Source organism: Fictibacillus fluitans, assembly GCF_030418125.1.
In the GTDB taxonomy this organism is placed as follows: Bacteria; Bacillota; Bacilli; order Bacillales; family Fictibacillaceae; genus Fictibacillus_C; species Fictibacillus_C fluitans.
The window spans coordinates 80,076-94,049 of sequence record NZ_JAUHTR010000008.1; the positions used below are offsets into that span (position 1 = coordinate 80,076).

The following is a 13,974-nucleotide window of genomic DNA, read 5'->3' on the forward strand; positions in this document are numbered from 1 at the left end:
ATACGGAGGTATTGTCATGGATCATGTGGAAGGAAGCGCTTCGACGAACAAATACATACCTGTAAGTTCGGTCACATCAGGTGAAGGAAAAGAAGTGGCGCCCGGCCTTTATTGTTACACCAGCCAAATCGTCAATTTGTGTTTTGTTGAAGACCAGAAAAGTAAAAACAGCTGGGTGCTGGTGGATGCCGGCATGCCCGATTGCGCAGAAAAAATTATTGCAGAAGCGGAAAATCGGTTCGGCAAAGGCACGCAGCCAAAGGCGATCATCCTCACGCATGCCCACTTTGATCATATAGGTGGAATCATCGGTCTTTTAAATCAATGGAAGGTGCCGGTTTATGTACATTCGCTTGAGCTTCCATATGTAACTGGCAAAAAGGATTACCCCAAACCCGATCCCTCCGTGGAAGGCGGCATGGTGGCAAGAATGTCTTTCTTATTTCCTAATGAAGCGATCAACCTTGATAAACATGTTCATCCCTTGCCTGAGGACGGGACCATTCCCGAACTGCCGGAGTGGCGCTGGCTGCACACGCCGGGTCACACGGAGGGCCATATTTCCCTTTTCCGTGAAACCGACCGGGCATTGATTGCCGGAGATGCCTTTATTACCGTCAAGCAAGAGGATCTTTACAGCGTAATCACCCAGCACCTGGAAATCAGCGGGCCCCCGCGCTATTTTACTCCGGACTGGACGGAAGCGTGGAAGTCTGTAAAAAAACTTCAGTCCCTGAATCCACGTACTGCCGTTACAGGACATGGCCGTCCGGTGTCCGGTGAATGGCTGGAAGAAAACCTGGCCAAACTTGCAAGAGAATTTGACCAGATTGCGATTCCTGACTATGGAAAGTATGTGGATAACAACCATCTTGAGCAGTAGAGAGAAAAACAGGCTGATCCACCTCAGCCTGTTTTCCTTTTTGCCGCCTCTTTCCCTTCCATTATCGAAGAAGCGAGACAATAGAAGCCGGGAATTAGAATAATGATTCCCGCTACTGCAAAGCTTTGGCGTACAGAAAGATGCAAAAATGCTGATGAAGCAAACAAAATACCAAGCGGCATGGCTGTGCGCATGATCAGCAACCGTACGGCACTCAGCTGGGCAAGGCGGTCGCGCTTTGCCTTCTGCTGAAACAGAGCCGAGCTCTGGGCATTAAAAAGGGGGAAAACCATTCCACCGAAGAGTTCGCATCCCCAGGCAAGCCATACTTGATCCACAAAAAACAGAAGCAAAAACGAAAGCCCTCCCCCTGCCAGTCCTGAATACATGACAACCGGATTCTTATGCATACGGGACAGAAGAAGACTGCCGATTGCATAGCCAATGGGGAAAGCCCCGGCAAATACCGCATACTCCCATCGTTCTCCATTCAGTTCTCCCCGGATAAAAGGCACGCTCAGCACAAGCGAAGCACCCACCGCAAATTGAACGCATGCTGAAAGCAAGGTAAGCTTCAATAAAAGGGGCTGATGGAAAAAATAATAATAACCACTCTTCATCTCTGACCACCAAAATTTCTTTGTCCAGACATCTGTCCTTGCTGCAGATTGTGTTTGGATGATATTCAGAGCAACAAAGCTGAGAAAAAACAACGCGGAGGAAAGCGCATAAAGCGCTGGAAGCGGGAAGACCATCAATAACAAAGAAACAGTTCCAGGCGCCAAGAAGCTCATCATCCTCATTGTTCCATCCAGCAGGCCGTTGGCTTCAGTAAGCTCGTACCCTTTACACACCTCCGGCAAAATGGAAAACGACAGACTGGCATATACCGGCTGCAGTAAACCAAGGCAGCACTGAAGAATTACCAGCCCGGCAATCATGCCGGTATGTGAGTGAAAAAGCCATCCCGCCAAAGGAAGCAGATAGCCTCCCATCCGGACCAACTGAATGTATTTCAATGCCCTTCCCTTATTGACCTGATTCAAAAAAGGAGCACTGATTCCCTGTAACACAAGAGAAGGAATAAAGTACACGAGCCACAATACTCCCATCCATTCTTTTGACCCTGTTAATTCGAACAGCAGAAGACCATTAATGATTCCGCCTGCTGCCCCTCCAAATTCAGAAATCATTTCCCCTGTCCACAGCGCGTTAAAAGAGCGGGAATACCGTTTCACCCCTTCAAGCCCAAATATTCATCCAGTTTGCCAGAAAATCTGCGGAGAGTTTCAGTATTGGCACGGTAAACCCCTTTATCAGCAGAAACAAGCCCTGCCGACTTCAGGATAGAGAGCTGATGATGGAGCGTAGTTTTGGACATATGAAACTTGCCGCTCAATTCCTGGAGAGATGACTGGCCTTGCACAAGGGTGTGCAGCAGCTGTAATCGGAGCTCGTCCCCCAATGCTTTATGTCCCCTGATGAGTGAAGAAGAAGGCTGGCCCCGTTCATTTAAGTATTCTTCTTTCACTGGATAGAATAATAGCTTTGTATCCACAGTGCGCAGGGAAAGAACCCAAGGCCGGTACGAAACATGAGGCACCAGCTTCACATTCCAGACGGATGGCTCAGGCACATACTCTGCTCCTCCTGTTATCCGTTTGATTTCTTCCATCGCATGAGACTGGTTCAATCCCTGATTTTCTTTCTCTTCATACATGAGGGCCTGTACCCACTTTTCCCAAACCGGCTGGCTGCGTATAAAATTATGCCACTCCTTCGTCACTGCCTTCATTAGGGAAAGAATATCTTCAAGCGCCCGCTCTCCCAAAAGCCTGACATAGCCCTCCAGATAGTCGTGGCCTTTAAAGAATTCCGCATACCGGGCAAAGCGTGTTTTATCAGTATGGTTTATCACCGTGTCTTTACGATCCGCCTCTGATTTTTGACCATAATAAGGAAGCAAAACTTCATACAGAGACTGATGAGATTCTTGATCCAATCCATTCAAAAAGTCCTGAACGGTTGCTGCTCCCCAATGATTCTGCAGCAGCAGCAAACCATACCACAAATTGGTTTCCTGTATTTCATGTAATGCTTCAAGAAGTTCAGGACTCATGGTGTTTCTCCACGTTTTCCATTGTTCATCAAGTTCAAAGGTATGTCTGAGCTGTGCGTATGTATATCCTGAGATGCCAAGCAGGATTTCCCAAACCTCTGATGATTCTACCGTTACATTCACGGTTTCTTCCGGCTGAGAAGCTAAAAAGTAGTTCATTTCACCATCTCCTCTCGTTTAAGTATTATTCTAAACATACAGAATAATAAATTCAATATATTTCGAATTTATTATTGAAATAAAAGCACAAACACCGGAATGGCGTTTGTGCCAATCGAACGATTATTGTTCGACTTTTTCTCTTTTTTGCTGAATTTGTTTTTTGTGCGCATGCGTATGGGCGGTAAAACGGTCTTCCTCCACCTGATCGGACTTCTTCATACCATGGGCAACCATCGCGGAAGCTACCTTTTTCAAGCCCATTTGGTCTTTCTGATAAACGAAGGAAGCTCTCGTAGAAACGGCAGCGCCAGGCTCTGTTACATAAGGAACCACCCGGTAATCCGCCTGCCATTCTGCAGGAGTGACACGGCAGCGGACATATCCTCTGTAATCGTTGAAAAATTTAATGTGCGGATTTTGCGATAAAATTTGATCGGTATCCTTCCGCTTGTCTGCTCCGTTGCCTCCTGATGTAATGGAGGTTCCCACAAACTCAACACCAAAGACCTTTGATTTTGGATCGTCAAAATTGGTTAACAGGTTGTTTGCCCAGCTGGCATGAACGTCCCCTGTCAATACGATCAGATTGTTCAGGTTCTTAGCTTTCACGAAATCGAGAACCCGCTGGCGCTGGGCAGGATATCCATCCCAGGAATCCATGCTGTACACGGGTGCTGCTTTCGTTCCAAAGTTCCACTGTGCAAAGAAGATTTGCTGAGCCATGACATTCCAGTGAGCTTGGGAGGCACTAAGATTGTTAAAGAGCCACTGCTCCTGTTTTTGCCCCATCAATGTCCGGCTTGGATCAAGTGATTCCTGCGAAGGCGGTTTGTTTCCATCTCCGTTTGCCTGGTCCGACCGGTACTGGCGCGTATCCAGGACATTGAAAGAAGCAAGATTTCCATAATTAAAATGGCGGTACAGCTGCATGTCAGGCCCATCAGGCAATGATGACCTTCTAAGCGGCATATGCTCGTAATACGCCTGGTAAGCGGCTGCCCGGCGAATGATGAAAGCTTCGACGGATTGTCCTTTTTCCGGAATTTTATCAGCGTAATTGTTTTCTACTTCGTGGTCATCCCATGTCACGACCCAAGGAAATGCGGCATGTGCGGCTTTCAGGTTCGCATCCGAGCGATATTGGGCGTGGCGGTTACGGTAGTCGTTCAGTGACATGATTTCAGCACTGCTGTGCGTTCTTACGTTTCCAGTTGCTGCTACATATTCATTTGGACCATATTCGTAAATATAGTCGCCAAGATGGAATACCAGGTCAAGATCCTCTTCTGCCATATGTTTATAGGCAGTATAGAATCCGTGCTCATATTGCTGGCAGGAAGCGAAAGCAAACTTGAGCTCTTTGACAGATGCTCCCGGAGCTGGAAGGGTTTTGGTGCGGCCCACAGGGCTTAGCTCATATCCGCTTTTAAACCGGTAATAATAGATTTGGTTCGGCTTCAGTCCGCTGACTTCCACATGAACGGAATGCCCCAGGTCTGGTCTTGCCAGTTCCGTTCCTTTCTGTACGATATTCCGGAAGCGCTCATCTTTTGCGATCTCCCATCGCACCGGCACTGCCTGGCGTTTCATTCCACCGCCATTCAATGGATCGGGCGCCAGACGTGTCCAGAGCACTACTCCATTGGAAAGCGGATCGCCGGATGCTACACCGAGTGTAAAGGGATAGCTCTCAAATTTCGGAGCGGCATTTACCTCAAATCCGCCGATCGACTGTGCAAGGACTGCCCCAAGGGACAGCCCGGCAATTTTTCCGGTTCCTCTAAGAAAGCTGCGGCGATCGAATTTTTTGTTTTCATGTTCCTCTGTCAATTTCTTGATCAAGTCCTCCATGTGTCTTTCGTCTGCCATAACAATTCCCCTCTCTTAATGAAAAAGTAGCGTACGAAAGTCAGTATAAAGCTTGTTTGTGAATGTGCTGTTAAGATATGTAAACCTCCATGAAACGACAGAAAGCCAAAAAAGGACCTTATAATCAGGACTTTTTTCCTTCCCAGTCCCTATCCGCCTCTCTTACGGATTATTTTCGTAAAAAAAGGAGAATGAGGATCAGCAGGCGCAGGACTTTAGCTTTACCTTTTTTAACATTTCCTTCAAAGTAATCAAACAAATGGAAAATAAAAATCACCAGACAGTCTAGGCAGCCTGGTGATTCCTGGTCACAATTTGTCATTTAAGAAGGTTTTTTTAATTCTATAACATTATCTTTCTGTTTCTTCTGTTTTTTCCTGTACACGATTTTGGAAAGCGTAATGCTGAATTCATAAAGAATCAAAAGCGGGATCGTGACGAGAAAGTCCGACATGAAATCAGGTGGTGTGATGAGAACCGCCACAATGACAAGAGCAAAGTAGGCGAGCTTCCTGGCCTTGGACAAAAGCTTCGGATTCACCAATCCGATCGATGTAAGAAACATAACAATGAGCGGTATTTCAAATAAAAAGCCAAACGGCAAGGTAAGGTTGATCATGAACTTGAAGTATTTCTCCGATGTGAAAAACGTCTGGAACTGGCCGTCAGACAGCTTCATTAAAAAATCCAGCACCATCGGGTAAACCACAAAGTACCCGAAGGAGAGCCCGGCAAGAAATAAGAGAAAAAGGGCAGGGATGTATGAGAATGCGATTTTGGATTCATTCCTGGACAACGCCGGGCTGACAAACCGCCATGTCTGATGGGCAGCCACCGGAATCGTCAATGCAATGGAAATGACCCCCGAGATCATAAAATAGACCCACAGGATATCACTCGGTCCTAAAACTGCCAGTTTGGTGTCGAGATCACGGATCAGCCAGTGATAGATGTCCTGAACATAAATAAAAGAAACGATGAAAAATACGGCAAACGTAAGCAGGGTAATAATCAGCCGTTTTCGCAATTCTCCCAAATGATCAACAAGAAGCATTTCTGCACTTTTCATACTTTCAATTTCACCTCTTCACATAAGAGAAAGGAGATGACTGGTTTCCGCCATCCCCCTCTCTATTATTTTTGCTCTGCTTTTTCTTCCTTATCATCACTGCTCATTAAGTCTTTAGCAGAGTTTTTAAACTCTCGCAGCGTGCTTCCGAATGCCCGTCCGATTTCTGGCAATTTAGCAGGCCCAAAAACGATTAACGCAATAACTAAAATAATAATTAATCCCGGGATACCGATATTTTGGAACATAGAAAGCCCTCCTTGGATTTAAATCCTGTAGTGCCACAACAAGTCTTTAACTTGAGCTGAACGGTATGTACTGTATGGTTTTAGGTTTTCAACTTAGCTCTGTGATAATGCCCCCCGCTAATCCTTCATTTCATCCCCCCAATTAATTATGTTTCTACTTCACCATAAACAATGATTGTTGAGGCGGTATGAAGAAAAATTTAACAAATTATAAAATCTGGAAGAACAGGATTTACATAACAAAAGTAACCGCCGGTTAACAGCGGTTACTCAAAAAGCGGTACAGATAAATTCCTTCCATTCATGCTGAGAGCGGTGTGAAGCTGGCCCCTGTGATGATAAACATGTGCGAGGATCTCAAGCATCCATTCATAACGGGAATAAGACACGCCCCACCAGGAGGTTGTCACAGCTGACCAGTCTTCCTCCTGGTAGGAGCAAATGCTAGTCTTTAAAAACTCAAAGTGTGAAGTGAGCAGTTCTTTGATCTCTTCCCGTGATTGCGGATCATGCTCTGAATAAAAATCTTCCATCTCCTTCTGCCCCGCCTCATTCATGATCAAAATGTCTGCTTTATAAATCATGCTTATATGAGTCAATAAATCTCTTACACTTCGTTTGTTTTTACCTAATGAAAGATTGAGATCACTTTCTTCCATGGCGTCCATAAGATCCATAATGGAACGATTTGCAATCTCCAGCTGGTGGAGAATAGGTGCAATCATATTCGTGTTCCCCCCTTTTCAAACCCATTATAACGCAGCAGATCTATGCCGATGTCTGCCTTTTTAATAAAAAGGGTAACTTAATGGGAGGACAAGAATAAGGATGGTATTTGAATGGTAGATTTTGAATGGTATCGCAGCTTTATCAGCATTTACAAACATAACTCTGTCTCTGGAGCAGCCAAATCCAGATTTATGACCCAGCCGGCAATGAGCCAGCACCTTGCCGCATTGGAAGCGGAGGTCGGGGAATCACTGTTTACCCGTACGTCGAGAAAAATGAAACCGACGGAAAAAGGAAAGGAGCTTTATACCCTACTGGCACCGCTCATCGAATCGCTTGAAGAAACAACCATTGGTTTCAAGGCATCTTCCACGCCAGCACTGCCAGTGATTCGGATTGGAACGGCACCCGAGATTTTCCGTGGATCCTTCCTGCCCAATATGGAAGAATTGGAGCTGAAGGTGATCGCTCAGTTTGGAACAGCCGCTGCTGTACTGGAATTTTTAAAAGAAGACAAGTCTGATGTCGTCATCACGTCCCAAAAATATGAAACCGCAGGGATTGAGCACGTAAAAATCCTGGAGGAAAAATTTCTCGTGGTTACCCATCCGAACCTGGAAATACCTGATTTTGAAAACAGGGACGAATTTGAAAAATGGCTGTGTCATCAAAAATGGCTCAGTTATGGGCTCGATCTCCCTATCATTCGCCGGTTCTGGAGGGAGCTTTTTAAAAGACGGCCCCAGCTGCAGCCCGCCCATATTCTTCTCGATCTGCATATGATCCTGCGCAGCATAGAGCAGAATTATGGAATCAGTGTACTTCCAAACTATATGCTGGACCGTCCATTAGCCGATGGAACAATCAAAGTCCCCTTTCCCGAACATTATGTGACCAACGAAATTTACGTTGCCTATAAAATAAAAAACAAAAGTGATCCCGCTTTGCAAAGGACCATTCAATTTATCAAAGATCATGTATAACAAAAAAGGAGCTGGCTGAAGGTCAATTTAACTTTCAGGACAGCTCCTTATAAATTATTTTATAGATCTTCGCTGGGACCGGAAAATAAAATAAAGGGCAAACAGCATAAACAGCAACCCCAGAGCCCGCCCGGTATCAACGGGAACTTGTTTTCCGCCAAACAGTCCATACTGATCAATGATCATACTTCCCAGCAGCTGGCCGGTGACTGCTGTAATGTTGGCGCCGGCCACTCCTATTTTTGGCACGGTAAATACGGTCAGAAACATAAAGGACACACCAAGAACCGCACAGAACAATTGCCATTTAGGCACCTCGAATACTCGGACAATATTGCCTTGCCCAAAGAACAGGACCACAACGGTCATGAATAATGCGCCCGTAAAAAAGGTAAGGAGCGATGTTTCAAATGTTCCCGCCTTCCTCGCGAAGGTACCGTTGATCGAAGACTGCGCACTCAACGAAATGCCTCCTGCGAGCGTTAATAAAACCATAAACAAACCCATTTCTTTTCCCTCCTAAAATATTAAAATTAAGGCAGCTGCCATACAGATAATGGATAAGATGCGGTCCCTGTCCACAGGGTTCCTTGCGCTTCCAAGCCATCCAAAACCCTCAATTACAATACTTGCGACCATTTGACCGATGATCACAGACACCATGGACAAGCCAACCCCGATAAAGGGAACGCTGATGACCAGCATGGTCAAGTAAATGATGCCAAGCGATCCACCGGCAAGATTCCATCTTGGCACCTTGAATATATAAGATAAGTCCCCTTTTCCAAAGAACAGCGTGATTAAGGTTAACAGGACCGTTCCTGTAAGAAAAATAAAGTAGCTGCTTTCAAGTTCTCCAATCGTTTTCCCAAGCTCACTGGCGATTGCTCCTTCCATACTTAAAGCAAAACCGCCGGCCAGGGCAAACACATAGTAAATGATTTTCAAGATTAACCCCTCATTCCTTTAAAACATACTCCCCATCCTAAGCTCATCACGTGCAGAAAACAAATTACAAAATAATAGAACCCCCATAAATAAATTTATAGATAGCCACCAGCTAAGAAAAAAGTCATTGACAGCGGTCTGAATCGCTGACATAATACATAGTAATTTGATAAGAATACACTCTTATTAAGAGCAGGCGGAGGGAATTAGCCCAATGAAGCCCGGCAACCCTTCATGCTGAACAGCCAGCATGAAAACGGTGCTAAATCTGACGGCGTGAGCTGAGAGATGAGAGGTCAACGGATGAATTCGTCGCCCCCAGTCGCTCTTACCTGAGACTGGGGGCTTTTCAATGCTGCCGCTCTCCTGTACTGTGTAAAGTTATCAAAAAAGAAATGGGGGTTGGAAATTCAATGAATATTAAAAAGTGGGGATTATTGCCGCTTGGCGTTTTATTGGCGGGCGTGCTGTCGGCATGCGGATCATCAGGCTCCGGAAGCGGGGACAAGAAACTGGAGAAACTGACCGTGGGGGCTTCAAACGTGCCTCATGCCGAAATCCTGGAGGAAGCCGTTCCTTTGCTTAAAGATAAAGGAATTGACCTGAAAATTGTTAAGTTCCAGGATTATGTGCTGCCCAACAAAGCGTTGGCCAATAAAGAAATCGATGCCAACTATTTTCAGCACATTCCTTACCTTGAACAGCAAATGAAGGAAAATTCCAAGTATAAGTTCGAGGATGCTGGCGCCATCCATATTGAACCCATGGGTGTTTATTCACAAAAATACAAATCACTGAAGGACCTGCCGGACGGCGCTAAGGTTATCATGAGCAATTCGGTCGCAGAGCACGGAAGAATTCTTTCAATCTTTGAAAAAGAGGGATTGATTAAATTAAAGAAAGGCGTTGGGTACAGCGCACAATTGAAAGACATTACCGATAATCCGAAACACCTGAAATTTAAAGCGGATATTGAACCGGCTCTTCTTACAAAAGCGTATAAATACAAGGAAGGCGACGCGGTTGTCATCAACACGAATTATGCCATCGACGCCGGATTAAATCCGAAAAAAGATGCGATCGCACTTGAAGGTTCAAACTCTCCTTTTGCCAACATCATCACCGTACGTGAAGGCGACAAGGATAAGAAAGCCATCAAAACGCTGGTTGAAGTGCTTCATTCCAAAGAGATTAAATCGTTTATCGAGAAAAAATACAAAGGCGCGGTTTTCCCTGTGTCGAAGTAACCAAAAGAACCCGGAGATTTTCTCCGGGTTCTTTTCATTTTGGCTGGGGATTTGCTTCTATTAAAAAATCCACGAGGTGAAGGGCTCTTACTTTGTTTTCAAGTCCCTCTCTTTGAATACCCAGTTTCATTTGCAAAAGACAGCCGGGATTAGTCGTCACAATTGTGTCTGCTTTTGTTTCTACCGTCTTTTCCATCTTAAGATCAAGAATCTCCATGGAATCTTCGTAGTTTACAATGTTATAAATACCTGCTGAGCCGCAGCACCGGTCATAACCAGGCATCTCCCTGTAGGTAATACCCGGTACTTTCCGCAGCAGCTCCAATGGCTCCGCTGCTACTTTTTGAACGTGCAGCATATGGCAGGAAGATTGATAGGTTACCCTCTCATTCACTGAATGATGAAATTCCAGCCCATCAAGCTCTGTTAGTACAACAGACACATCGCGAGTTTTTTTCGAAAAATGCTGAGCACGCATCTCCCAATCAGGGTCATCTTTCAGCAATTGATCATACTCAACAAGCATGGCTCCACATCCGCCTGCATTGTTTACGATGTAATCAACCTTTTCATTCTCAAACGCCTCTATGTTTTGTTTGGCCAACTGGCGTGCCTCTTCAAGCTTGCCGGTATGTGAATGAAGTGCGCCGCAGCATGTCTGCGCTTTTGGAATCACAACTTCTGCTCCGGCTCTTGAAAGCAGTTCAATTGTGTTTTTATTGGTCTGATGAAATACACTGTCCATCACACAGCCACGGACGAATCCTACTCTTAGTTTAGAGCTCCCTTTCGCCTTCACGAGGCCTGGTGAATTTCTACGTTCAAACGGAGATGCCACCTCAGGCAGCACCGCTTCGAACTTGTCAAGGTGAAGCGGGGCAATAGAGGTCATTCCCGTATTGCGCGCGATTGCCTGCAAACCGGACTTTTGATAAAACCAGGTCGCATTTCCTATTAAATTCATCCATCTTCTTGATGTGAACAGTTCGTTAAATATAAAATTTTCCGTCATCCGCTGTTTTTTTGATTTCTCTTCAAGATCCTCCAACACCGATTTGGCTCCTTCAAGAATCTCGCCATACTGGACATTGGTCGGGCAAACGGTCTGGCATGCACGGCAGCCCAGACATTTTTCAATTGGTTCCCTCATTGTTTCCACACCGATTTTTCCTTCAGCTGCCATTTTCACCAAATTGATTCTGCCTCTTGGTGAGTGGGTTTCCTTCCCCATCGTCTCATAAGTGGGGCAAGCCGGCAGACAATAGCCGCACTGAACACAATCAAAGGTCTTTTCATAATGAAGTTGCGTCTTCAACCGATCGATAGCCTCACTCATCCCGCAGCACCAGCTTTTGTCCCGGTTCAGGAAAAATCTTGCCCGGGTTCATGATTTGATTGGGATCCCATGCATCCTTCATGCGCTTCATCATGTCAAGACCAATGGCACCGACCTCCATTTCCATAAAGGGAGACTTCATCGTTCCAATTCCATGCTCGCCGGAAAGCGTGCCTCCAAGCTTGATAGCTGCTTTAAAAATCTCCTCCACTGCCTGCTCCACGCGTTCCATTTCTTCCAGATTCCTTTTATCACATATGATGTTCGGGTGAAGATTCCCGTCACCGGCATGCCCGAAAACCACAAGATCGACATGAAACCGCTCCCTGATTTCTTTTAGCCTCTGAAACATTGCGGGAATTTTGCTTCGTGGCACGGTGGCATCCTCCGAGACTTTCGTTGGTTTCTTTCTCACAACCGCCGGTGAAACCAGCTTTCTCGCCTGCCACAGCTTTGCGGCTTCCTCACTGCTGCCTGCAACGTGGATTGAACGCGCTCCTGCCTCCCTGCAAAGCGAAGCCACCTTTTCAATTTCTTCTTCGATCGCTTTTTGATGCCCGTCCAGCTCAATAAGCACGATGGCCTCTGCCGTCACCGGGAGTCCTGAAGGCTTATATTCCTCCACAGCGATGATGCATGCCTGGTCCATTAATTCCAATTTGGATGGCAGAATTCCGGAGGTCAGCACCTTGGTGATGGCCTGTCCCGATATCACCAAATCATCGAAAATGACCATGGCCGTTCTAGTGGCCTGGGGTCTTGGAGCGAGCTTCAATGTAGCTTCCGTTATCACACACAGCGTGCCCTCGGAACCAACAATAAGTTTCGTCAGATCATAGCCGGTTACATTCTTGATCGTTCGTCCGCCAGTTCTCATGATATGGCCTTCCGGTGTCACAATCTCAAGGCCAATGCAATAATCTTTGGTGACACCGTATTTCAATCCTCTGGGCCCACCCGAGTTTTCGGCCAGATTCCCGCCAATGGTAGAGACATGTGAACTGCTTGGATCTGGCGGGTACATCAGCCCCCACATTGCGGCAGCTTCATCAATCTTTGACGTTAATACACCAGGAGACACGACAGCTACCATATCATCTGGATAAATTTCAAGCGTATCGTTCCATTGGGAGCAATCCAGCACAATGCCTCCATGCACCGGAAGTGGTCCCCCGCTTAATGAAGTCGCCTGCCCACGGGGATAAACAGGAATTCCTTCACGGTTGGCAAGCTTCATCACCTGAGCCACTTCCCCGGCTGAGCGTGGCTGAACAACGGCATCCGGCATATACGTGCCAAAGGATGCATCAAACGAATAACTAAGCCGGTCACTTTCTTCCAACAGTACTCTCTCTTCTCCAAAAATGGACTGAAGCTCCTTTTCATGAACCGATGTCATTATTTTCATGCTATCTTTCACCTTTTCTGCCATTAAGCTTAAACTTGACCTATGTTTATACATCTTCACGATTCTATTAAAATAACCTTCTTGTTCCAGTCTTTTTTATTTTTTCCCGTGTGGTATCAACTTCCGGCGGGAATAACCATATTACATCCCCTGAATTGGAGGCATGAGCCATGGACTTCAAACACATCTTGAATCAAACCGGCCACCGGCCATTCCCGCTTCCCGCTGGACCGTGGATTGCGACACAGCGATGGAATCATCTGCTGTACGCTCATTGGCCAGTTCCTGTTTCCGTCCTTCGTGAAAAAATACCCTCTTGCCTTGAGATGGATACATATGACAATCAGGCGTGGATTGGCGTGATCCCTTTTTATCTTAATGAATTCCGTCCAAGATACCTGCCGCCTTTCCCCTTTGCCCATGCGTTTCCTGAGCTGAACGTGAGAACATACGTGAAATATAAAGGTATTCCCGGCATCTACTTTTTCAGTTTGGATGCCGCCAGTCACCTTGCTGTAAAAGGCGCCCGTTCCTTTTTCCATTTGCCTTACCGCTTTGCCAAAATGAATATTGAAGTCGCCGACGGCCGCGTTCATTACCTGAGCAGACGGCAGGAAATCGCAAAGACAAAAGCTGATTTCCTTGCGCATTACAAGCCGGCAGCCCCTCCTTTTCACAGCAATAAAGAGTCCCTTGATTATTGGCTGGCCGAAAGATACCGTTTCTACACCGTAAACAAAAACAAACTGTATTATGTTGATATCCACCACGAGCCTTGGCCCCTTCAACAGACAGAAGCCGAAATCCGAGTTAACTCGGTTGTAACTGCGAGTGCCGGCTTTGAGCTTCCTGATCTTCAGCCTGTTCTTCATTATTCCAAAACCCAAAAGGTTCTGTTTTGGCCGTTGCGCCAGGTCGATCTTTAAAAAAGGGCTGTTCTGAAAATCACGTACAAACGGATTTTCAGAACAGC

14 protein-coding genes and 1 riboswitch are annotated in these 13,974 nt (G+C 46.0%); of the genes, 4 read left to right on the plus strand and 10 right to left on the minus strand.

Going from position 1 to position 13,974, the window contains the following annotated elements; translation table 11 throughout:
- Positions 1 to 16: 16 nt before the first annotated feature.
- Positions 17 to 883, plus strand: a complete 867-nt coding sequence (locus QYB97_RS15355) for an MBL fold metallo-hydrolase (protein ID WP_301166886.1) — start codon at positions 17 to 19, stop codon at positions 881 to 883.
- Between the two features lie 23 nt (positions 884 to 906).
- On the opposite strand, the gene QYB97_RS15360 is transcribed toward QYB97_RS15355, so the two are convergent.
- The 6 genes from QYB97_RS15360 to QYB97_RS15385 form a co-directional block, all read right to left on the minus strand.
- Positions 907 to 2,076 carry an MFS transporter gene (locus tag QYB97_RS15360; RefSeq protein WP_301166887.1) on the minus strand — a complete coding sequence of 390 codons (1,170 nt, stop codon included), beginning with the start codon at positions 2,074 to 2,076 and terminating at the stop codon, positions 907 to 909.
- Between the two features lie 41 nt (positions 2,077 to 2,117).
- Positions 2,118 to 3,161: an ArsR/SmtB family transcription factor gene (locus tag QYB97_RS15365; RefSeq protein ID WP_301166888.1), complete on the minus strand. Its 1,044-nt coding sequence runs from the start codon at positions 3,159 to 3,161 to the stop codon at positions 2,118 to 2,120.
- A 123-nt stretch (positions 3,162 to 3,284) separates the two neighbouring features.
- Complete coding sequence (locus tag QYB97_RS15370; protein ID WP_301166889.1) at positions 3,285 to 5,033, minus strand: alkaline phosphatase D family protein; 1,749 nt, start codon at positions 5,031 to 5,033, stop codon at positions 3,285 to 3,287.
- Between the two features lie 322 nt (positions 5,034 to 5,355).
- On the minus strand, positions 5,356 to 6,102 hold the full coding sequence (gene tatC / locus QYB97_RS15375) for a twin-arginine translocase subunit TatC (RefSeq protein ID WP_301166890.1): 747 nt from the start codon (positions 6,100 to 6,102) through the stop codon (positions 5,356 to 5,358).
- Between the two features lie 65 nt (positions 6,103 to 6,167).
- Positions 6,168 to 6,350: a twin-arginine translocase TatA/TatE family subunit gene (gene tatA, locus QYB97_RS15380; protein WP_301166891.1), complete on the minus strand. Its 183-nt coding sequence runs from the start codon at positions 6,348 to 6,350 to the stop codon at positions 6,168 to 6,170.
- Between the two features lie 266 nt (positions 6,351 to 6,616).
- Positions 6,617 to 7,075 (minus strand): DinB family protein, encoded by a 459-nt coding sequence (locus tag QYB97_RS15385; RefSeq protein ID WP_301166892.1) that lies wholly within the window; start codon positions 7,073 to 7,075, stop codon positions 6,617 to 6,619.
- A 114-nt stretch (positions 7,076 to 7,189) separates the two neighbouring features.
- Between QYB97_RS15385 and QYB97_RS15390 the strand changes: the two genes are divergently transcribed.
- Entirely contained in the window at positions 7,190 to 8,062 is an 873-nt protein-coding gene (locus QYB97_RS15390) for a LysR family transcriptional regulator (RefSeq protein WP_301166893.1), read from the plus strand.
- A 54-nt stretch (positions 8,063 to 8,116) separates the two neighbouring features.
- Here QYB97_RS15390 and QYB97_RS15395 read toward each other — a convergent pair whose 3' ends face one another.
- A complete protein-coding gene (locus QYB97_RS15395; protein ID WP_301166894.1) occupies positions 8,117 to 8,569 on the minus strand; it encodes a DMT family transporter in 453 nt (150 codons plus the stop codon).
- A gap of 12 nt (positions 8,570 to 8,581) precedes the next feature.
- Complete coding sequence (locus tag QYB97_RS15400; RefSeq protein WP_301166895.1) at positions 8,582 to 9,010, minus strand: DMT family transporter; 429 nt, start codon at positions 9,008 to 9,010, stop codon at positions 8,582 to 8,584.
- A 180-nt stretch (positions 9,011 to 9,190) separates the two neighbouring features.
- Positions 9,191 to 9,305, plus strand: a riboswitch (SAM riboswitch).
- Between the two features lie 118 nt (positions 9,306 to 9,423).
- On the opposite strand from QYB97_RS15400, the gene QYB97_RS15405 reads away from it, so the two are divergent.
- Positions 9,424 to 10,257, plus strand: a complete 834-nt coding sequence (locus tag QYB97_RS15405; protein ID WP_301166896.1) for a MetQ/NlpA family ABC transporter substrate-binding protein — start codon at positions 9,424 to 9,426, stop codon at positions 10,255 to 10,257.
- Positions 10,258 to 10,291: 34 nt separating this feature from the next.
- Here QYB97_RS15405 and QYB97_RS15410 read toward each other — a convergent pair whose 3' ends face one another.
- The gene (locus QYB97_RS15410; protein ID WP_301166897.1) at positions 10,292 to 11,593 is read right to left on the minus strand and encodes a (Fe-S)-binding protein; all 1,302 of its coding nucleotides are present in this window, start codon (positions 11,591 to 11,593) and stop codon (positions 10,292 to 10,294) included.
- Entirely contained in the window at positions 11,586 to 12,992 is a 1,407-nt protein-coding gene (locus QYB97_RS15415; protein ID WP_425589814.1) for an FAD-binding oxidoreductase, read from the minus strand. The genes QYB97_RS15410 and QYB97_RS15415 overlap by 8 nt, the downstream gene beginning before the upstream one ends.
- Positions 12,993 to 13,171: 179 nt before the next feature.
- On the opposite strand from QYB97_RS15415, the gene QYB97_RS15420 reads away from it, so the two are divergent.
- The gene (locus QYB97_RS15420) at positions 13,172 to 13,927 is read left to right on the plus strand and encodes a YqjF family protein (protein ID WP_301166899.1); all 756 of its coding nucleotides are present in this window, start codon (positions 13,172 to 13,174) and stop codon (positions 13,925 to 13,927) included.
- Positions 13,928 to 13,974: the final 47 nt, after the last annotated feature.